The following is a 20,028-nucleotide window of genomic DNA, read 5'->3' as shown; positions in this document are numbered from 1 at the left end:
CTCCTCCTTTTACTCGCGGGCCGGTTCGTCCGCCCGCTTGCCTGTGGCGCTCGCCTGCGCGCGCTTGGTGGAGCGGATCATCAGGAACGAGCCGGACGAGCCCGGCAGCTGCCAGCGCCCGTCGATCTCGGTCGCCTCTCCATTCATGATGCCGTCGTAGTGGACAATGTCGAAGCCGTACCCCGGCGGCTCGTAGCGCTTGACGAACGATACGACGTGGCCTGAGCGATGGCCCGTGATCGAGGCGCGGTGGGTGCGCAGCGGGCAGCGCGGATTCGAGCAGGGCTCGGTGATGTGGCCTTCGAGCGCGCCGCCGGCTTCGACCAGCGTCGCCGTGAACGTGACCATTCCCGTGCCGGGCTGGATGTAAGTGCCGTCCCAGACACCGGAGAGATCGTCGCTCATGACGGCGGCTTCCTCAGAATGATGTGCGGCCGGTTGATGCCCGGTCCTTCCATCCCAAGTCGTATCGCTGCCGCAACGCGCTTGCAACAGTTTCTCAGCGCGTTGATGCGGCGGTAAAAACCGCCAATTGAGCGTCGAAAGCGCGGCGGAAGGCCGGCCTCGCTTCGCCGCGCGCGACATAGGCGGAAAGGCGGGAATATTCGCCCAGTATCGGCGATCTATTCAATCTGCGCAGCACGGTCACCATCAGGAGATCGCCGGCGCTGAACGCGCCGTCGAGCCAGTCGGCGTTGCCCAGGCGATCGGATAATTCGCCGAGGCGAACGCGCACGCGATTCTCGAGCATGGGCAGGCGCTCTTCGTACCAGCTCTTGTCGCGCTCAAGCAGCATCGCCATTCCGAGCTCGACGATCGGCGGCTCCAGCGTATTGAGTGCGGCAAACATCCACGCGATCGCGCGGTATCTCGCATTCGCCTCGTCAGGCAGCAATCCGCGATGGCGCTCGGCGAGATGAAGCACGATCGCGCCGGACTCGAACAAGGCGAGATTGCCGTCCTCATAGGTCGGAATTTGCCCGAACGGATGCAGCGCACGATGCGCCGGTTGCTTCATCGCCGCGAACGACACGAGGCGAACGTCGTAGGGCTGGCCGACTTCCTCGAGCGCCCAGCGCACGCGCATGTCGCGCGCCTGGCCCCCGCCGCGGTCGGGCGAGCTTTCAAAGGCGGTGATGGTGGGAGGCATCTGGGAACTCCGGGGTGGTTGCGGCTTGCATCCAGAGGACGAGCGGGCGGTGCGGATTCCGACAGGTTATACGGTTTCCCGATGTGTAGGATGGGTAGAGCGAAGCGAAACCCATCGCTCACCTCGCGGTCCAACCTCCGGCCCGATCGAACGGTCGCGCCTCTTGCTTCGGTCCAATTGATCAGTTTCGCTGCGCTCTACCCATCCTACGAGTTGGGCCGGAAATAATCCTCCGCCCTCCTGTCGGAATTCCGGTCCCAGCTTCGTCCTTGGGACGACGACGCGCGTACGCGCGCCGATCCGAGGCCAAAAGGATATCCACACATGACCTCCATCACGCCGTTCCTCTGGTTCGACAACAACGTCCCGGAGGCCGTCGCCTTCTACAAATCGGTGTTCCCCAATGCCAAAGTCGAGACCGTCAGCGACTTCATGGCGGTGTTCGAGCTCGAAGGCCAGCGCTTCCACGCGCTCAACGGCGGGCCGCAATACCGCTTCAACGAGGCGGTGTCGTTCTTCATCAGCGTCGAGACTCAAGGCGAGGTGGACTATTTTTGGGAGAAGCTCACCGCCGCCGGCGGCGAGGAATCCCGCTGCGGCTGGCTCAAGGACAAATTTGGTCTGTCCTGGCAAGTGGTCCCATCAGCGCTCGGCCGCTATCTCGGCGATCCCGACCGCAGCAAGGCCAACCGCGTCATGCAGGCCATGATGGGAATGCGGAAGATCGTGATTGCGGAGTTGGACAGGGCGTATGCGGGGTGAGGCGCTGGCTGTGCCGTAGGGCGGGTTAGCCTTGCAGATGTGCGAAGCGCATCTGCTTGGCGTAACCCACCACTTCTGAATCCGTGGCGACAGACTTGGTGGGTTACGCCTAGCGGTTCGCGCTTCGCGCGATCCGCGGGGCTAATTTTACTGCGTCACAAGAGGAGTTTTGGGCGGTCTCGACGGACGGCGCCACAGCACGGGCATCGCATGATTATTCTGCTCAGCGCCCGGATCAAGCGCGCGCGCACAGTTGCAATCGAGTTTGGGACGTGGCGCTCAGGCCGCCAGGGCGGATCCGCGGGGTCGATAGTCGTCGGGTAAGCGAGGTGCCGGGAGCGGCGGGGCGCAACGAGGTCCTGAGGGGGGAATCGTCGCCCGCTCGGCGACCAGGAAGCCGTAAGCGGCGATGCACAGGGTCGCGTGATGATGGAAGCCCCGCCAGCCGCGCCCCTCGTAGTGACCCAGCCCGACCTCTTGCTTGAGCTCCTGGTAATCGCGCTCGATGCGCCAGCGCAGTTTCGCCAGATCGACGAGCCGCGTGAAGCTGATGGTCTCCGGCAGCGTGGAGAGCCAGTATCTGGTCGGCTCAGCTTCGCTCTTCGGCCATTCGATCAACAGCCACTCCGCCGACGATTTCTCCGGGATGAGCTTGTTGGACCCAACACGCACGCGAACACGAGCAAAGCGCGAGGTGAGCTGCTCGGCCGAGCCCTCCCGCCACTTCACCGTGCACCATTCAAGCTTGGGCAGACCGAGGGCCAGTGTCTTGGCCGTGACCAACTCAGGCTCGTCGCGCCGGCCGGTATTGTTCATCGGCTTGTCCATGCGCCGCGGGCCGGCGCCAGGCCCCCACATCAAAATAGTTGGCACAATGCCGGCCACGTAAGACACGTTCAACTCCGACATGCCTGCACGCAGCCGCGCGTCCCTGCCGTAAGCGGCATCCATCAAGGCAACGCCGCGCGGCAGGCTGGCCTCGCATGCCCGTCGTATCTGATCGAGTGCGATCTCCGGCTTGGTCTTGAACTTGATCTCCTTCGGAATGCCTGCCTTCTTTCGCCGTGCACGATCCTTGGCCCAGGTCTCCGGAAGGTACAGCCGGTAGTCGACCGGAAGGCTGCCGGTACGACTGGCGATCGACAGCGACACCGCCACCTGGCAGTTGGCCTGCTTGCCGAGTTGACCGCAATATTGGTGATGCACGCCGACCGAATGCTTGCCCTGCTTGGGAAACGAGGTGTCGTCGATGATCCAGGCCTCGATTGGCCCGTCCTTCTCCAGCGCCGGCAGCACCATCTGGCGGACCTTCGCCAGCACGTCCTCGTCGGACCAGCATGCATTCCCCACAAAGTGCAGCAACGACTGGTGCTGAGCAGCCGTCCGCGCCGGATCCGTTCGCGCCGCCAACGGTTCCACGCTCTTGCGTTCGCCGGGGAGCACCAACCCAGTGCAATAATCGCGCAACTGTCGCCTACGTCTCGGATGACCGATCACGCTCGAAAGACCGTCTACGTAAGCCCCAAAACGCTCTTCGGCTTCCCGGTGATTGTTGACACTCATCTGGCTCTCCGCGCGCCAATATATGAATCTCAACAGATACTTGATTCTCAGACCAAATCGCCGCGACCAACTGACTCAGTAGTACTAACCCACCCTACGAAGTGTTCCACTTCGCGACCTCGCTTGGGATCGCTATACTGCCGACCATCAGCAGGATGGTGAGCTCATGACGAGAGAACTTGAAGGCAAGGTTGCCGCCGTGACCGGGGCCGCGTCGGGCATCGGGTTGGCGAGTGCCGAGGCGATGCTGGCCGCGGGCGCGCGCGTGGTGATGGTCGACCGCGACGAGGCCGCGCTGAAGGCGCTCTGCAACAAGCATGGCGACGCGGTGACCCCGCTGGTCATCGATCTCCTGGATCCCAAAGCCTGCGCAACGCTGCTGCCGCGCGTCCTGGAGCAGGCAGGACAGCTCGACATCCTGCATGCGAATGCGGGCACCTATGTCGGTGGCGACCTGGTCGATGCCGACACGATGGCGATCGACCGGATGCTGAACCTGAATGTCAACGTCGTGATGAAGAATGTGCACGACGTGCTGCCGCACATGATCGCGCGCGGGACCGGCGACATCATCGTCACGAGCTCGCTGGCGGCACATTTTCCGACGCCGTGGGAGCCGGTCTATGCGTCGTCCAAATGGGCGATCAACTGCTTCGTCCAGACGGTGCGGCGCCAGGTCTTCAAGCACGGCATTCGCGTCGGCTCGATCTCGCCCGGCCCGGTCGTGAGCGCGCTGCTCGCGGACTGGCCAGCCGAGAAGCTGCAGGAAGCGAGGGACTCGGGAAGCCTGCTGGAGGCCAGCGAAGTGGCTGAAGTGGTGATGTTCATGCTGACACGGCCGCGCGGCATGACAATTCGCGACGTGGTCATGCTGCCGAGCAATTTCGATCTCTAGGGCGCGCTCTTGTAGGGTGGGCAAAGGCGCGCTCTTCGCGCCGTGCCCACCGTTTGACCGGATTTGTGAAGAGACGGTGGGCACGGCGCAAGGGCGCCTTTGGCCACCCTACGAAGCGATCGCATGGCGCATTCGAGGCCATTGCGGATTGGCTATGGTCGAATAGAATGCCCTCAACATTGCTCTGCGTGAGGTCACGATGGCCATTAACAAGGACAAGATCGACGACGCGGCGTTGGCGTTGCTTTATTTGACCCTGCACGATGGCTATCGTGCATGGAAAGGCTTTGATTGGGATGTGCTCGGCCGCCTGCATGACAAGGGGATGATTCTTGACCCCGTCGGCAAGGTAAAGTCTGTCGTGTTCACGGACGAGGGACTCGAACGAGCGAAAGCATTGTTCGAAGAGTTGTTCGAGGAATAAGAGCCTTGCGATGCGCGAGGAATTGGCGCGCTCTCGTAGGGTGGGTTAGTACTACTGAGTCAGTTGGTCGCGGCGATTTGGTCTGAGAATCAAGTATCTGTTGAGATTCATATATTGGCGCGCGGAGAGCCAGATGAGTGTCAACAATCACCGGGAAGCCGAAGAGCGTTTTGGGGCTTACGTAGACGGTCTTTCGAGCGTGATCGGTCATCCGAGACGTAGGCGACAGTTGCGCGATTATTGCACTGGGTTGGTGCTCCCCGGCGAACGCAAGAGCGTGGAACCGTTGGCGGCGCGAACGGATCCGGCGCGGACGGCTGCTCAGCACCAGTCGTTGCTGCACTTTGTGGGGAATGCATGCTGGTCCGACGAGGACGTGCTGGCGAAGGTCCGCCAGATGGTGCTGCCGGCGCTGGAGAAGGACGGGCCAATCGAGGCCTGGATCATCGACGACACCTCGTTTCCCAAGCAGGGCAAGCATTCGGTCGGCGTGCATCACCAATATTGCGGTCAACTCGGCAAGCAGGCCAACTGCCAGGTGGCGGTGTCGCTGTCGATCGCCAGTCGTACCGGCAGCCTTCCGGTCGACTACCGGCTGTACCTTCCGGAGACCTGGGCCAAGGATCGTGCACGGCGAAAGAAGGCAGGCATTCCGAAGGAGATCAAGTTCAAGACCAAGCCGGAGATCGCACTCGATCAGATACGACGGGCATGCGAGGCCAGCCTGCCGCGCGGCGTTGCCTTGATGGATGCCGCTTACGGCAGGGACGCGCGGCTGCGTGCAGGCATGTCGGAGTTGAACGTGTCTTACGTGGCCGGCATTGTGCCAACTATTTTGATGTGGGGGCCTGGCGCCGGCCCGCGGCGCATGGACAAGCCGATGAACAATACCGGCCGGCGCGACGAGCCTGAGTTGGTCACGGCCAAGACACTGGCCCTCGGTCTGCCCAAGCTTGAATGGTGCACGGTGAAGTGGCGGGAGGGCTCGGCCGAGCAGCTCACCTCGCGCTTTGCTCGTGTTCGCGTGCGTGTTGGGTCCAACAAGCTCATCCCGGAGAAATCGTCGGCGGAGTGGCTGTTGATCGAATGGCCGAAGAGCGAAGCTGAGCCGACCAGATACTGGCTCTCCACGCTGCCGGAGACCATCAGCTTCACGCGGCTCGTCGATCTGGCGAAACTGCGCTGGCGCATCGAGCGCGATTACCAGGAGCTCAAGCAAGAGGTCGGGCTGGGTCACTACGAGGGGCGCGGCTGGCGGGGCTTCCATCATCACGCGACCCTGTGCATCGCCGCTTACGGCTTCCTGGTCGCCGAGCGGGCGACGATTCCCCCCTCAGGACCTCGTTGCGCCCCGCCGCTCCCGGCACCTCGCTTACCCGACGACTATCGACCCCGCGGATCCGCCCTGGCGGCCTGAGCGCCACGTCCCAAACTCGATTGCAACTGTGCGCGCGCGCTTGATCCGGGCGCTGAGCAGAATAATCATGCGATGCCCGTGCTGTGGCGCCGTCCGTCGAGACCGCCCAAAACTCCTCTTGTGACGCAGTAAAATTAGCGAAGCGTAACCCACCATGCTCCCGCGATGGCCGGACGAACTTGGTGGATTACGCTTTGCTAATCCACCCTACGCAGCAATCCACTTCGCCAGATCCCGCCACGGCTCCAGCGTCCAATGCCCCGACGCCGCCCCCGACGGCGATGGCAGCACGAATACCTCCGGCCAGCTCTCATCGCGCGGCTGCCGCCCCAGCGAAATCCCGCTCGACGGCCTGCCATAAAACAAGCTCGCCGCCTTCTTGCTCGTGAACGCAATCGTCCGCGGCTGATAGATATCGATCTTGGCCTTGAACCCCGGCACGTCGATCGCCTCACGCGCGATCTGATGATCCATCCCGGCGCCCGACTTGGAGAGATCGGTGAAGCCGATCCCGAGCTCGATCAAGCCTGCGAATTCGCTTGGCTGATAGCGCCGCGGCGTGATGCCGGCCTCATGGATCGCGCGCCAGAAGCGGTTGCCGGGATGGGCGTAGTAGTGCCCGAGTTCGGCCGAGCGCGTAGAGGCGGCGGTGCCGACAAAGACGAGGCGGAGGTTGGGGCGGAGCTGGTCGGGGAGGCGGTGAGGGGAGGAATCGGGCAACTTCATTTGTCCCAGGCATTGACCCGCATGAGCGGAGCGACAAAGACGCCGGATGTCGCTACGCTTATCCGGGCTACGGCACTCAAAAATCTCTCAATATCGATCGAATTCTACGGACCAAAATAGTCGAAGCGCGGACCATCAGTAAGGACCGGCTCGATCTGGTGTTCGAGAACGGCGATGTTCCGTCGATCTACGATAATCCGGAATTCAGATCCTGGTGGTTTCTCGGGGGGCGCCAAAATGACGCGACTACGAAGAGGACCACCTGGTCCTTTTCAATGGGTGACCAAGAGTTGGAAGACCTCACGGAACAAGAGTACCAAGATCGACGCGCCTAAAGAGCCAAAAACCTATCCCCGGACTAGCGCCGGACGCTCGTCCTCATAGCGCTCTGCTAGCTTAAATCTTTGCCAAAGGATAAAGAGGCCAGGCTCTCGCCCGGCCTCTACACGTCCTCCGATGCTAAAACTAATCCAAGGCAGGTTGGGAAAGCGTCGGCGCTGTCGCTCACAGCACCCGATTACTCTCCTTCACCTTCTCCGCATCCAGATACACGCTTGAGCCCATCTCCTTGAACTTCGCGCTCATCCTGGCCATGCCGTCCTCGGCGGTGCCGCTCATCGACATGCCCACCGAGTTCGGATCATTCAGCGTCGCGGCGTAATCCCGCACGTCCTGCGTGATCTTCATCGAGCAGAACTTTGGTCCGCACATCGAGCAGAAATGGGCGACCTTGTGGGCTTCCTTCGGCAGGGTCTCGTCGTGGAAGTTCTTGGCGGTATCAGGGTCGAGACCGAGGTTAAACTGGTCGGTCCAGCGGAAGTCGAAACGGGCGCGGGAGAGCGCGTCGTCACGCAGCTGGGCGGCCGGGTGGCCCTTGGCGAGATCGCTCGCATGCGCGGCGATCTTGTAGGTGATGACGCCGGTCTTGACATCGTTACGATCGGGCAGGCCGAGATGCTCCTTCGGCGTGACGTAGCAGAGCATGGCGCAGCCGAACCAGCCGATCATGGCGGCACCGATGCCCGAGGTGATGTGGTCGTAGCCCGGCGCGATGTCGGTGGTCAGCGGTCCAAGCGTGTAGAACGGCGCTTCGCCGCATTCTTTCAGCTGCTTGTCCATGTTGATCTTGATCTTGTGCATCGGCACGTGGCCGGGGCCTTCGATCATGACCTGGCAACCCTTGTCCCACGCAATCTTGGTGAGCTCGCCGAGCGTCTCGAGTTCCGCAAACTGCGCGCGGTCATTGGCGTCGGCGATCGAGCCGGGGCGCAGGCCGTCGCCGAGCGAGAACGAGACGTCATACTTGCGCATGAGGTCGCAGATCTCGTCGAAATGCGTGTAGAGGAAGCTTTCCTTGTGATGCGCCAGGCACCACTTCGCCATGATCGAGCCGCCGCGGCTGACGATGCCGGTGACGCGGCTGGCGGTGAGGTGGATATATTGCAGGCGCACGCCGGCGTGGATGGTGAAATAGTCGACGCCCTGCTCGCACTGCTCGATCAGCGTGTCCTTGTAGAGCTCCCAGGTCAGCTGCACCGGGTCGCCGTTGCACTTCTCCAGCGCCTGATAAATCGGAACGGTGCCGATCGGCACCGGCGCGTTGCGCAAGATCCATTCGCGGGTGGTGTGGATGTTGCGGCCGGTGGAGAGGTCCATCACGGTGTCGGCGCCCCAGCGGATCGCCCACACCATCTTCTCGACCTCTTCCTCGACCGACGAGGTCACCGCCGAGTTGCCGATATTGGCATTGATCTTGGTCAGGAAGTTGCGGCCGATGATCATCGGCTCGAGTTCTGAGTGATTGATGTTGGAGGGGATGATGGCGCGGCCGCGCGCGATCTCAGAGCGCACGAACTCCGGGGTGATGAAGGCGGGGACTTCCGCGCCGAAGCTTTCGCCGTCGGCGAGTGCTGCTTCGGCGCGCTCGAGCCGCTGCTTGCGGCCGAGATTTTCGCGGGCGGCGACGTAGATCATCTCCTTGGTGATGATGCCGGCGCGGGCGAATTCGAGCTGGGTAATCTTGTGGCCGTCGAGGCCGCGCAGCGGCTTGTGATAGGCGGCGAAGGAGCGCGCGGCCTTGTCGGCGGAGACGCTGCCATTGTCCTCCGGCTTGATCTGGCGCCCGTCATATTCCTCGACGCCGCCGCGCTCCAACACCCAGGCCTTGCGGTCGCGGGCGAGGCCGGCGTTGACGTCGATGGTCACGGACGGATCGGTATAGGGGCCCGAGGTGTCGTAGACCGGCAGGTTCGGCTCGCCCGCGCCTTCGGACAGGATGATCTCGCGCAAGGGCACGCGCAGGTCGGGCGCAGCGTCGGGCGAGGCGAAGATCTTTCGCGAGGACGGCAGCGGGCCGGTAGTGACGGCGGGAACGGTCTTGTCGGGGTTGGAGCGGATGTTCATGGGATCCTCCGGTTACTCTTTAATTCCTGGGTGCAATTTCAATCTCGTCATCCTGAGGTGCGCGCACTTGCGCGCCTCGAAGGATGAACGAGCCGGGCCGTCGCCCTTCGAGGGCCGCCGAAGAGGCGGCCACCTCAGGGTGACGGATCGAAAGGTCTTGCTCCGTCATTGCGAGCGCAGCGAAGCAATCCAGAATCTCTCTGCGGAGATAGTCTGGATTGCTTCGTCGCAAGTGCTCCTCGCAATGACGGTGTGGAGAGAGTGTGCGCATCACGCAGCCTCCTTCGACTGGCCAAGCCACTGCCGCACCCGCGCATCCGGGTCGGCATTTTGGGTGACGTCGCTGACGACGGCGATGGAATCGGCGCCGGCGGCAAAAATCTCCGCGGCGTGCTCGAACTTGATGCCGCCGATCGCGACCAGCGGGATGTGGCCTACGCGCTTCTTCCATTCCGTGATCTTTGGAATGCCCTGCGGTTCGAACCGCATCGATTTCAGCGTGGTGAAGAAGATCGGACCGAGCGCGACGTAGTCAGGCTTGGCGGCGAGCGCGGTCTCAAGCTCCGCGTCGTCATGCGTGGAGACGCCGAGCGACAGGCCGGCCTCGCGGATCGCCTTGAGGTCGGCGTCCGCCAGATCCTCCTGGCCGAGATGCAGATATTTTGCGCCGGCGACGATCGCCGCGCGCCAATAGTCGTTCACGACCAGCTTGGCTTGCGTGCCGTTCGTGATCGCCAGCGCGTCGGTGACGATCTGCAGTGCCTCGGCGTCGTTGAGCTCTTTCGCGCGCAGCTGAATGGTGCCGACGCCGAGCTTGGTCAGCCGCTCGACCCATTTGAGGCTGTCGACGACGGGATAGAAGCGATCAGGATACGGCATGCCAGAACGGGGTCCCAACGACAGGGGTGGAGGGGGAGGCGAAATCGCGGGCGTTCATCAGCCCGGCTTCAAAAGCGGTGCGGCCGGCATCGATGCCGAGGCGGAAGGCGTTGGCCATGGCGACGGGATCGGCGGCCTTTGCGATCGCCGTGTTGAGCAGCACGGCGTCATAGCCGAGCTCGAGCGCTTCGGCGGCATGCGAGGGCGCGCCGATGCCGGCGTCGACCACTAGCGTGATGTCGGGCAGACGTTCGCGCAGCAGCTTCAGCGCGTCGCGGTTCGTGATGCCTTTCGCGCTGCCGATCGGCGCGGCCCATGGCATCACCACCTTGCAGCCGGCATCGACCAGCCGGTTCGCGACCGAGAGGTCTTCCGTGCAATAGGGGAAGACCTCAAAGCCGTCCTTGATCAGGATGGCCGAGGCCTCGACCAGGCCGACGACGTCGGGCTGCAGCGTGTCGTTGTCGGCGATGACTTCGAGCTTGATCCAGGAGGTGCCGAACAATTCGCGCGCGAGTTTTGCCGTGGTCACCGCCTCGCGCACGCTGCGGCAGCCGGCGGTGTTCGGCAGCACGGCGACGTCGAGCTCGCGGATCAGCTTCCAGAATGCGTCCCCGGTCTTGCCGCCGGCGGATTCGCGCCGCAGCGATACCGTGACGATGTTCGAGCCGGAGGCGCGGATCGCCTCTTGCATGATCGCAGGCGAGGGATAGAGGGCGCTGCCGATGAGCAGGCGGGAGGTGAATTGCTTGCCGTAGAAGGTCACCATGTCCTCACCCTCCCTGCCGCGGTGTGATGATCTCGATCTCGTCGCCGGCCTTGAGATGGGTCTCTGCCCAGCGGCTCTTCGGCACGACGTCGTAATTGAGCGCGATGGCGAAATGCGTGCCCTCGTAGTCGAGCTCGATGAGCAGCGCGTCGACGCTGGCCGAATTCACCTCGCGCTGCTCGCCGTTGATGATCACAAGCATTGCATCACCTCATTGTCGATCTGGCCGCGCTCGACATAGGAAAGCGTCAGCTCGGCGAGGGCCGGGGCGAGCAGGAAGCCGTGGCGGTAGAGCCCGTTGACGCTGATCTTGCTGCCGCGCACGCCGATGCGTGGCAGATTGTCGGGATACGCAGGCCGAAGGCCCGAGCCGAACTCGACGATGCGGGCCTCGCCGAAGGCCGGATGCACCGCATAGGCCGCACCGAGCAGCTCCAGCGCCGAGCGCACGCTGACGCCGGTGTCCTCGGCCTCGATCGAGGTGGCGCCGAGCATGAACAAGCCGGCCTCGCGCGGAATCACGTAGAGCGGCCAGCGCGGATGGATCAGCCGCACCGGACGTGCCAGCTGCACCTCGCTGGTCTCGATCAAAATCATCTCGCCCTTGACGCCGCGAAGCTCAGGTTGCTCCTCGCGCGCGCCGAGGCCGCGGCAGTCGATCACGATGCCGTCGAGATCTTTCGCGGTGACGTCGCTGCCGAACTTGATGGCGCCGCCGGCCGCAACGATGCGCTCATGCAGCTTCGGCAGCACGCGGCGCGGCTCGACATGGCCCTCGGTGGGGAAGAACAGCGCCTCGCGGAAACGGCCTTCCAGCGACGGTTCGATCCCGGCAAGAGCCGTGGCATCGAGCCGGCGGTGGCCCTCGGTCATCCGCGCAAAGCGCTCAAAGTCGTTGCGCTCGCGCGGATGGGCGACGACGAGCGAGCCGTTGAACGGGATATCCGGCAGCTCGCGCCGCCAGATATCGAGGGAGCGCAGGCCGAGGCGGCTGATGATGGGTTCGGCGACCTCCGCCTCGCACCAGGGCGCGAGCATGCCGCCGGCCCAATGGCTGGTGGCGCCGGTCATGGCCGCGTCACCGCGCTCGTGTAACGTCACGGCATGGCCGGCCTGCGCGAACAACAGCGCCTGCCAGGCTCCGGCTATGCCTGCGCCGATGATGGATACCGGAGAATCCGGTCGTCTGGTCGTCTGCAACATCCCTGTCCCTTCGCCGGCATGACCCGGATCAGGTTCAAAGGGTCACCGCGGTCCTGGGCAGGTTTGCCCATTTAGCGGTATCTCAGCTCCTCCTCGGAGCACCCCTCGGAACGGCTCTAATGTAGGCCAGTGACGGCTGGTGTCAACGCGTTAGCCACAGGGCAGTCATTCCGGGGTGGTCCGCAGGACCGAACCTCAGGTGCGCAATTGCGCACCATAGTTCGTCGCTGGCGCGCCGTCCCGGAATGACGTTCAATCGTGAGGAACCTGCGCCCGGGCGTTGCGGACGCGCTGGGCGAGCTTCCTGTGCGGCAACGTGCCGAATATCGGCTGCGGATTGCCGTTCGGCTCGAGCTGAGGCTCGAAGCTCGCCTGTTGCACCATCTGCTGGCGCTGCCGCTTTGCAGCGTAGTAATAGCCGCCCGCGAAATAACGCACGGCTCGGTCGTGGTCGCCGTTGGCGGCACGGTAGGCGCCGGCGAGATATTTCACCGCATAGGTGAGATTGGTGTCGGGGTCGCGCAGGCCGGCGGCATCGCCGGTGTAGCCGAGGCCGCGGGCGGTCGCGAGCTTGATCTGCATCATGCCGATGGTGCCGCCACGGCCGACCAGACCAGGCTGATAGCGGCTCTCGCGCATGATGACGCGATGCACCAGCGCCTCCGGCACGCCGTTGGCACGCGCATGCATGGCGACCATCTCGGCATAGTCGGCCTGGCCGGCGAATGCGGCCTGCGGCGACACCAGTCCGGCCGCGACGAACACGGCAATACGAAAAATTTTCATCGAAATGTTCCTCGGCAGAACGGACCTGCGCCCGTGCGCGTTAGGCCGTGGGAACGCGGCGATGATGTGGCGAAACGCCGCCATCGGCGATTTTGGCTGTCTCGTCGTTTTTGCGACTTAAACCTGGGTTAACAGCAACACTGGCGGAGCGCGTTGCGCGACAGCAGGCCTGTTCATTCGCGCGCCTTCGCCCAAAAACTGCAAGTCAGAAACGGCATTTCGGGAGGACGTCCATGACCAGAGCACACATCGACGACATCCCCATGCAGAACCCGTGTGCCCAATGCGGCACGCCGATCCCGTTCCCGGATTGGATCGAGCCGGGAGAAGGCCGCGTTTCCTATCTCTGGAAGTGCCAGGCCTGCGGCTATTGCTTCGAGGCGGTGGCGATCTTCGACAAGCCCGCGATCGAGCACCCGCCGCTCGCCGCTTAAGCGGCGACTTACGCGGCCAGCCGCGGCTGCTGCCACACCGGCAATTGCATCCGCACAATCAGCCCGTGCGGCTGGCGGTCGTGCAGCGACAGCTCGCCGCCATGGGCGAGCGCGATCGCGCGTGCGATCGACAGACCGAGACCGAAGCCGGTGGAATCGTCCATGGTGCGCGCATCGTCGCCGCGCACGAACGGCTCCAACATCTCCTGCTTGCGCGCATCGGAAATGCCGGGGCCGTCATCCTCGACGTCGATGAAGAAACTCGTGCCTGATACATCGAGGCGGATCGTCACCTCGGCGCCGAAGCGCACCGCGTTCTCGACCAGGTTGGTGATGCCGCGATGCAGATCGTCGGGACGCGCCGCGGCGGTCGCCGATGACGGGCCGTCATAGTGCACGACATGGCCCATGTCGCCGAACTGATCGGCGATCAGCTGCAGCGTGCTGGCGATATCGACCAGCGTCACGGCTTCGATCTTGCGGTCGTTGCGCAGCAGCGACAGCACGCTTTCCAGCATCGAGCGCATCTGGTCGAGATCGATCAGCATGCGCTTGCGGTTGCCCTCGTCCTCGATGAACTCGGCGCGCAGGCGCAGCCGCGTGATCGGCGTGCGCAGATCGTGGCTGATCGCAGCCAGCATGCGGGTGCGATCCGACATCAGCCGCGCGATCCGCTCATGCATGCGGTTGAGCGCGCGGGCCACCGAGCGGATCTCCTCCGGGCCGCGCTCGGGCAACGGCTCGGCGGCGCCGTCCAGGCTGAAATTCTCGGCGGCCTTGGCAAAGGACGACAACGGCGTCGCCAGCGCGCGCGCCGCCCACAGGCCGAGCACGCTGATGCAGATGAAGGCCGTCATCAGCGTCACCAGCCACGGCGCGCCCCAGAACCACGGACGCGGACCGTTCTCGACATGGCCCGCGATCATGGTGCCGTCAGGCAATTCGACGCCGATGCGGCGGGCGCCGCCCTCGGGCGCAAGCTGCACCACCTTGTAGCCGCGGCCGAGATGGCGGCGCAGCCCGTGCAGGTGCTGGCTTTCGCTGTCCTCGACCACCGTCGCCGTATCAGGCGCTGATATCTCGATGTTGAGCTTGGGGAACGCGCGTGCGAGATCTGCGATGAGGCGCGGCCGGTCGTCGGGCTCGGCCGAGCCGAGCAGCAGCGCTGCATCCATCAATTGGGGCGCGCCGTCCGGTGGCGCGTCCGGACGGTCGGGCCGGCTGATCAGGAAGGCGGCGGTGACGACGAGATGCAGCGCGACGGTCGAGGCCAGCACCAGCGCGGCGATCTGGCCGCCGATGCCCTTGAGGTGGAAGAACCCGAACGGTCTCATCGTCGCACGCCCTGTCAGTTGCTCAGGGGCGTCGTAACCGCTTCCGTTCTGGGCGTAAACAAATAACCGCCGGAACGCACCGTCTTGATGATGCTGGGATCGGCCGGATTGGGCTCGATCTTGCGGCGGATGCGGCTGACCAGCACGTCGATGGAGCGTTCGAACGAGCCGGCGTTGCGGCCCTGCGTGAGGTCGAGCAGGCTGTCGCGCGACAGCACGCGGCCGGGACGCTCGCAGAACGTGCGGAGCAGGTCGAACTCGGCGCTGGTCACCGCGACGCGCGCGCCTTCCGGATTGCGCAGCTCGCGCAGCCGCAGGTCGATGCGCCAGCCTTCGAAGGCGAGCGTGGAGGCGCCCTCGATCGAGCTCGCTGCCTGTGCGGAGGCCTGACGCCGCAGCACGGCGTTGATGCGGGCGAGCAGCTCGCGCGGGTTGAACGGCTTCGGTAGATAATCATCCGCGCCCATCTCGAGGCCGACGATGCGGTCGACGTCCTCGCCGCGCGCGGTCAGCATGATGATCGGCGTCTGTGCCTCGGCGCGCACCTTACGGCACAGGCTGAGACCGTCCTCGCCCGGCAGCATGACGTCGAGGATGATGAGATCAACGCGGTGGTCGGCCATGGCACGCGACATCTCGCGGCCGTCGCTCACAGCGGTCACGTTGCAGGAGTTGTTGCGGAGATATTTCGCAATCAACGTCCGGGTTTCGCGGTCGTCCTCGACGACCAGAATGTTGGGAGAAGGGTTGGCCATGAGCTTTGTTTGTCCAAGATTCGGGCCAAAAGGCGAAGATTTTTGTTTCAGATTGTTTCCGAATGTATTCCCGCAACACCCCGCAACCACCGCGTAGTCATACGGCAAGGTCTCGTTAAGCCCGTTAACCCATACCGTGGCGTGGAAGTGCAAGAAATCCCGTAAACCCACGGAGCCATCATGACCTCGATTTCGGCGGCCTCCGCCAGCAATCACCAGTCGCCGCTGCAAAAGCTGCAGCAGGAATTGCAATCGGAAGTGTCCGACGGGACGATCTCGTCGTCGGACCAGTCCGCGCTCACGACCGCCCTGCAAGACGTCGACACGGCGCTCCAGCAGAGCCGCTCCAGCGATCAGTCCGGCGGCACCAGGCCGTCCAAGGACGGGCTGAAATCGAAGATCGACGATCTCATCTCCACCAAGGTTTCGAACGGGACGCTGACGTCAGACCAGGCCGACGAATTGAAGGGCGTGTTTCAGTCCGCCTTCTCCAAAGGGCCCGGCGGTCCCGGCGGCACGGGTGGCCCGCCTCCCGGTCCGCCGCCGTCGGATGACGGCTCCTCGGATTCCGCGTCGTCGACGGGCCAGACGGCCAGCAGCAGCTCGACCGATAGCGGCACGGCCAAGATCCTCGAGCAATTCCTCCAGGCGCTGCAGCAGTCGCAGTCCTCGAGCTCGTCCTACGGTGCGAACGGCACGACCAGCTCCTCGAGCAGTTCGGATTTTTCGGCGCTGCTGATCGACTACAAGAGCTGACCCTGAGCGACGCGGGTCGGCGCGTTCCTCGCCGCGATCGTGCTTCACCCAGGGCGCATGATCGTCGGCGGGGAACCGCAAACCGTTCCTAGGCGACGCAGGAACCTCCTTCGCAATGCAGCGCCGCAATGGCGCAACGAAATTGCCGCAGCTCAGGAACTGCACGTGATCGTGGCTGTTCTCTCCGCATAAGTTTCTGCTGAAGGAGAGGACAACCATGTTGATGAAATCGATCGCCGCCGGCCTTGCCGGCACGGCTTTGCTTGCGACCGTTGCGTTCGCGCAAAACCCGACCTCCACCACCGACAAGTCGCCACCCGCGGCCAGCGCGACGAGCACAACCACGACCGCGTCGGGCGAATGGCGCGCCTCGAAGATGGCGGGCGTGAAGATCTATAACGAGGCCAACGAGAACATCGGCTCGATCAACGACCTGCTGATGGACAAGAGCGGTGCCGTGAAGATCGCGGTGATCGGCGTCGGCGGCTTCCTCGGCATGGGCGAGCATCTCGTTGCCGTGCCGTACGAGAAGCTGAAGTTCGTCAATGAGGCGGTGGCCTATACCGGCACCGGCACCGGCGGGGCTCCGGGCGCCCCCGGCACCATGAGCAAGTCGACCACCACCACCGGCGCTGCGACCGGCACCGACAAGACGGCCACGACGGCGCCGTCGGGCTCGAAATGGTATCCGGACCACGCCGTGTTCAACGCGTCCAAGGACGAGCTGAAGAACATGCCCGAGTTCAAGTACTCGGAGTAATGCGGCTCGCGTGACGGCCTCAACGAAGCGCGCCCGGTTTTCACCGGGCGCGCTGTCGTGTCTCTTCTTACCTCGCCCCGCTTGCGGGGAGAGGGAGAGGATTCTTCGTTCTTTCACCAGCGGGCAGCCGCCCTTGTCGAGCGGACGGAAGGCTTCGTCGCCGGGCACGGTGGCGATCAGCTTGTTGAGGTCCCACAGGGACAAGTGGAAAAGATCGAGAATAAGTAGGGCGCGACGGTGTTAATCTTAGGCGCCGCGAAGCGGCGAGAGGGTGCGCGTGGGATGTCTGACTTCCGCGCGATTCAGAAGGCTCCTCGCGCAAGACTGGCGCGGCCTCTCACGGCACGCGCATGAACCTATTCCGTGAGCATTGACTTGGACCAATACTGCTTGCGATCTGAGTGGGCCCAGTGTTGTAACGACTTGGAGGAGGTTCCAATGCGCACATTGGCTTTGACGATTTTGACGATAGGTATCGTCTTAACAGCAGGGCACGCCCGGGCTCAGAGATATGATCCGGCTTTTCCCGTTTGCCTGTACGTCGTCTCATTCGGAGCCACCCCTTACTATAGATGCAGCTACACGACGATGGACCAATGCAGGGCGTCGGCCAACGGTCAGATGTGCGTCCTCAACCCGTATTACGCTGGTGCGACGGCGCCGGTGAGAGGGAGCAATCGGCATCATTCTCGCCAAGTCGGATCAAGATCGCCCGCGCCCGCCGAGATCAGGTCGTACGCGCCACCTGCGCCGCGGATCCACTCCCGGTCCGCACCGTACAATCAATACGATGAACCGTATTATGGAGCTTCCCAAGGTTACGCGCCCGGCGAGAAACAACGATTTCTCGACAGCGTGAGACGATACATGTGACGGACAGGCCGAAGGGTGGAGGGTAGAAGAGCGCGGCCGCTCAGGCGCTGCTGCCCTTGAGCCGTTCGTTGCGTCGGCGCAGGCCTTCCAGGGTGGCGAGGAGGATGACCGAGACTGTCGTCAAAATCACCGCCGCGGCCGTGATGGTCGGGCTGATGTTCTCGCGGATGCCGCTGAACATCTCGCGCGGCAGGGTGCGCTGCTCTGGCCCTGCCATGAACAGCACGATCACCACCTCGTCGAAGCTGGTCGCGAAGGCGAACAGCGCGCCCGACGCGAGCCCCGGCAGGATCAGCGGCAGGATTACGCGGCGGAACGCATCGAGCGGCGAGGCGCCAAGGGAGGCAGCGGCGCGCGCCAGATTGGTGTCGAAGCTCTGCAGCGTCGCGCCGACCGTGATCACCACAAAGGGCGTCGCAAGCGCCGTGTGAGCCAGGATCAAGCCGAGATAGCTGCCGGTCAGTCCGATCGGCGCGAAGAAGAAATACAGACCGACCGCGGTGATGACGCCGGGCACGACCACCGGCGACAGCACGAAAGCCAGCACCAGCGGCTTGAACCGGCTCTTCCATTGCGCCAGCCCCAGCGCGGCCAGCGTGCCCAAAACCATCGACAGCAGGGTCGAAGCGACGCCGATGATCATGCTGTTCTTCAGCGAATTCATCCAGCGCGGCGAATTGATGAAATCGTCGTACCAGCGCAAGGATAGGCCGGGCAGCGGATAGGTGAGATACGATCCTGAGCTGAAGGACAGCGGCATGATCGCCAGGATGGGTGTGATCAGGAAGATGAACACCAGCGTCGAGATGACGATGGTGGCGGTCCACGCGATGCGCTGGCTGGGCGTGCGGAGGGAAGAGTGGTCGCTCAATTCTTCATCCCTCCCGTGACCTGCTGGCCCTGCACCAGCTTGCCGTAGACGAGAGCGAGCAGAATAGTGGCAAGCAGCAGCACCGCGCCCAACGCCGAGGCAAGACCCCAATTGGCGGTCTCGGTGGTGTAGAGCGCGATGAAATAGCTGATCATCTGATCGGCGGCGCCGCCGACGAGGGCCGGCGTGATGTAGTAACCGAGCGCCAGGATGAAGACGAGCAGGCTTCCCGCGCCGATGCCGGGCAGGGTTTGCGGCAAATAGATCCGCAGGAAGGCGGTGAGGGGTGGTGCACCGAGCGAGGCGGCGGCACGCATGTAAGCCGGCGAGATCGCCTTCATGCTGCTGTACAGCGGCAGGATCATGAACGGCAGCAGCACGTGGGTCATGGCCACGCAGACACCGAACCGGTTGTAGATCAGGCGCAGCGGCTCGTCGATGATGCCAAGCCAGTGCAGGCTGTCGTTGACGACGCCCCTGCTCTGCAGCAGCACGATCCAGGCGCAGGTGCGGACCAGAAGCGAGGTCCAGAATGGCAGCAGCACGAAGACCATCAGCAGGTTCGACCGGCCGGGCGGCAAGGTCGCCAGCAGGTAGGCGACCGGGAAGCCAAGGATCAGGCAGAGCGCGGTGACACTGATGCTGATGAGGAAGGTGCGGGCGAAAACATCGCGGTAGATGGCCTGATCCGGCGAGGCTGCGACGATCGCGCCGTCCACGTTCCGCGTCAGGTCGAGCGCCGCCAGCAGGTAGAAACCGGTCACCGGGCCACTGGCATCCCTGATCGTCGTCCAGGTGGTGCGTTCGCGCCAGGCCGGGTTGATCTTGCCCAGCGTCTCCTTGGCGGTGCCCGGCTCGGGTGCTGCCTTCAGATTGCGTGCGGTGCTGGTCAGGATCGTGCGAAAGCCGTTCAGGGCGTAGTTGAGCCGCTTGGCCGCGATGGCGAGGGTGCCGGAGGCGCGCGCCGCCAGGATGTCGCCTGCCAGCGCTGCGTAGGCCTTTTCGTCCGGCAGGTCCTTGCCGTCCCAATTGGCGAGCGCAACCACGGTTTGCGGCAGAACCTGGCGGACCTCGCGGTCATCGACCGCGCGCCACAGCATGCCGGCGATGGGGCCTGCGAAGGTGAAGAGCAGGAAGACGAGAAGCGGCAGCACCAGCGCCAACGCCTTGACCTGGCGTGTCCGCTCCGCACGCCTCAATCGGCGCTTGAGCGGCACCTCGGTCGACGCATCGGCGCCGGTCAGGAGCGCATCCGTCATTTGTCGAGC

The 20,028-nt window shown here is 63.9% G+C and carries 22 protein-coding genes and 1 riboswitch; of the genes, 8 read left to right on the top strand and 14 right to left on the bottom strand.

The annotated features are described in order from the left end of the window. Nucleotides 1–9 precede the first annotated feature (9 nt). Together JJC00_RS30165 and JJC00_RS30160 are read right to left on the bottom strand one after the other, a co-directional pair. Nucleotides 10–405, bottom strand: a complete 396-nt coding sequence (locus JJC00_RS30165; protein ID WP_200469454.1) for a hypothetical protein — start codon at nt 403–405, stop codon at nt 10–12. A gap of 94 nt (nt 406–499) precedes the next feature. Further along, nucleotides 500–1,150 (bottom strand): glutathione S-transferase family protein, encoded by a 651-nt coding sequence (locus tag JJC00_RS30160; protein ID WP_200469453.1) that lies wholly within the window; start codon nt 1,148–1,150, stop codon nt 500–502. 324 nt (nt 1,151–1,474) lie between these two features. On the opposite strand from JJC00_RS30160, the gene JJC00_RS30155 reads away from it, so the two are divergent. Continuing rightward, the gene (locus JJC00_RS30155; protein ID WP_200469452.1) at nt 1,475–1,912 is read left to right on the top strand and encodes a VOC family protein; all 438 of its coding nucleotides are present in this window, start codon (nt 1,475–1,477) and stop codon (nt 1,910–1,912) included. 279 nt (nt 1,913–2,191) lie between these two features. On the opposite strand, the gene JJC00_RS30150 is transcribed toward JJC00_RS30155, so the two are convergent. Further along, nucleotides 2,192–3,475 carry an IS701 family transposase gene (locus JJC00_RS30150; RefSeq protein ID WP_200468305.1) on the bottom strand — a complete coding sequence of 428 codons (1,284 nt, stop codon included), beginning with the start codon at nt 3,473–3,475 and terminating at the stop codon, nt 2,192–2,194. A 166-nt stretch (nt 3,476–3,641) separates the two neighbouring features. Here JJC00_RS30150 and JJC00_RS30145 point away from each other — a divergent pair, with 166 nt between their 5' ends. The 3 genes from JJC00_RS30145 to JJC00_RS30135 all read left to right on the top strand — a co-directional run bounded on the left by JJC00_RS30145 (nt 3,642) and on the right by JJC00_RS30135 (nt 6,211). Then, entirely contained in the window at nt 3,642–4,370 is a 729-nt protein-coding gene (locus JJC00_RS30145) for an SDR family oxidoreductase (protein WP_200469451.1), read from the top strand. Nucleotides 4,371–4,569: 199 nt separating this feature from the next. Then, on the top strand, nt 4,570–4,794 hold the full coding sequence (locus JJC00_RS30140; protein WP_200469450.1) for a DUF6429 family protein: 225 nt from the start codon (nt 4,570–4,572) through the stop codon (nt 4,792–4,794). Between the two features lie 133 nt (nt 4,795–4,927). Further along, nucleotides 4,928–6,211, top strand: a complete 1,284-nt coding sequence (locus JJC00_RS30135) for an IS701 family transposase (protein ID WP_200468305.1) — start codon at nt 4,928–4,930, stop codon at nt 6,209–6,211. A 207-nt stretch (nt 6,212–6,418) separates the two neighbouring features. Here JJC00_RS30135 and JJC00_RS30130 read toward each other — a convergent pair whose 3' ends face one another. From JJC00_RS30130 to JJC00_RS30100, 7 genes are all read right to left on the bottom strand, one after another. After that, nucleotides 6,419–6,931 (bottom strand): mismatch-specific DNA-glycosylase, encoded by a 513-nt coding sequence (locus JJC00_RS30130; protein WP_200469449.1) that lies wholly within the window; start codon nt 6,929–6,931, stop codon nt 6,419–6,421. Nucleotides 6,932–7,441: 510 nt separating this feature from the next. After that, nucleotides 7,442–9,340, bottom strand: coding sequence for a phosphomethylpyrimidine synthase ThiC (gene thiC / locus JJC00_RS30125; protein ID WP_200469448.1), 1,899 nt, complete (start codon nt 9,338–9,340; stop codon nt 7,442–7,444). A 270-nt stretch (nt 9,341–9,610) separates the two neighbouring features. After that, complete coding sequence (locus tag JJC00_RS30120; RefSeq protein WP_200469447.1) at nt 9,611–10,219, bottom strand: thiamine phosphate synthase; 609 nt, start codon at nt 10,217–10,219, stop codon at nt 9,611–9,613. Next, nucleotides 10,206–10,988, bottom strand: coding sequence for a thiazole synthase (locus JJC00_RS30115; protein WP_200469446.1), 783 nt, complete (start codon nt 10,986–10,988; stop codon nt 10,206–10,208). Before JJC00_RS30115 ends, JJC00_RS30120 begins: the two co-directional genes overlap by 14 nt. A gap of 4 nt (nt 10,989–10,992) precedes the next feature. Then, the gene (gene thiS / locus JJC00_RS30110) at nt 10,993–11,190 is read right to left on the bottom strand and encodes a sulfur carrier protein ThiS (RefSeq protein WP_200469445.1); all 198 of its coding nucleotides are present in this window, start codon (nt 11,188–11,190) and stop codon (nt 10,993–10,995) included. Continuing rightward, nucleotides 11,181–12,191 (bottom strand): FAD-dependent oxidoreductase, encoded by a 1,011-nt coding sequence (locus tag JJC00_RS30105; protein WP_200469444.1) that lies wholly within the window; start codon nt 12,189–12,191, stop codon nt 11,181–11,183. The genes thiS and JJC00_RS30105 overlap by 10 nt, the downstream gene beginning before the upstream one ends. Next, nucleotides 12,179–12,307, bottom strand: a riboswitch (TPP riboswitch). It overlaps the preceding gene by 13 nt. 136 nt (nt 12,308–12,443) lie before the next feature. Next, nucleotides 12,444–12,977, bottom strand: coding sequence for a lytic transglycosylase domain-containing protein (locus JJC00_RS30100; protein ID WP_200469443.1), 534 nt, complete (start codon nt 12,975–12,977; stop codon nt 12,444–12,446). A 233-nt stretch (nt 12,978–13,210) separates the two neighbouring features. Here JJC00_RS30100 and JJC00_RS30095 point away from each other — a divergent pair, with 233 nt between their 5' ends. Then, nucleotides 13,211–13,411 (top strand): hypothetical protein, encoded by a 201-nt coding sequence (locus JJC00_RS30095; protein WP_200469442.1) that lies wholly within the window; start codon nt 13,211–13,213, stop codon nt 13,409–13,411. Nucleotides 13,412–13,419: 8 nt separating this feature from the next. Here JJC00_RS30095 and JJC00_RS30090 read toward each other — a convergent pair whose 3' ends face one another. Beyond that, nucleotides 13,420–14,745, bottom strand: coding sequence for an ATP-binding protein (locus JJC00_RS30090; protein ID WP_200469441.1), 1,326 nt, complete (start codon nt 14,743–14,745; stop codon nt 13,420–13,422). Nucleotides 14,746–14,759: 14 nt separating this feature from the next. Then, complete coding sequence (locus tag JJC00_RS30085) at nt 14,760–15,500, bottom strand: response regulator (RefSeq protein WP_200469440.1); 741 nt, start codon at nt 15,498–15,500, stop codon at nt 14,760–14,762. 180 nt (nt 15,501–15,680) lie between these two features. Here JJC00_RS30085 and JJC00_RS30080 point away from each other — a divergent pair, with 180 nt between their 5' ends. The 3 genes from JJC00_RS30080 (at nt 15,681) to JJC00_RS38810 (ending at nt 17,889) form a co-directional block, all read left to right on the top strand. Next, complete coding sequence (locus JJC00_RS30080; RefSeq protein WP_200469439.1) at nt 15,681–16,256, top strand: hypothetical protein; 576 nt, start codon at nt 15,681–15,683, stop codon at nt 16,254–16,256. Between the two features lie 217 nt (nt 16,257–16,473). Beyond that, the gene (locus JJC00_RS30075) at nt 16,474–17,016 is read left to right on the top strand and encodes a PRC-barrel domain-containing protein (protein ID WP_200469438.1); all 543 of its coding nucleotides are present in this window, start codon (nt 16,474–16,476) and stop codon (nt 17,014–17,016) included. Nucleotides 17,017–17,454: 438 nt separating this feature from the next. Beyond that, complete coding sequence (locus tag JJC00_RS38810) at nt 17,455–17,889, top strand: DUF3551 domain-containing protein (protein WP_200469437.1); 435 nt, start codon at nt 17,455–17,457, stop codon at nt 17,887–17,889. Nucleotides 17,890–17,929: 40 nt separating this feature from the next. Here the strand turns inward: JJC00_RS38810 and JJC00_RS30065 are convergent, their stop codons facing one another. Together JJC00_RS30065 and JJC00_RS30060 are read right to left on the bottom strand one after the other, a co-directional pair. Beyond that, entirely contained in the window at nt 17,930–18,760 is an 831-nt protein-coding gene (locus tag JJC00_RS30065; RefSeq protein ID WP_200469436.1) for an ABC transporter permease, read from the bottom strand. After that, on the bottom strand, nt 18,757–20,019 hold the full coding sequence (locus JJC00_RS30060) for an ABC transporter permease (protein WP_200469435.1): 1,263 nt from the start codon (nt 20,017–20,019) through the stop codon (nt 18,757–18,759). The genes JJC00_RS30065 and JJC00_RS30060 overlap by 4 nt, the downstream gene beginning before the upstream one ends. Between the last annotated feature and the right edge of the window lie 9 nt (nt 20,020–20,028).

The organism is Bradyrhizobium diazoefficiens (assembly GCF_016616885.1).
Classification (GTDB): Bacteria; Pseudomonadota; Alphaproteobacteria; order Rhizobiales; family Xanthobacteraceae; genus Bradyrhizobium; species Bradyrhizobium diazoefficiens_F.
The sequence above is the reverse complement of the archived record's forward strand: the minus strand, read 5'-3'. Positions and strand labels throughout refer to the sequence as shown.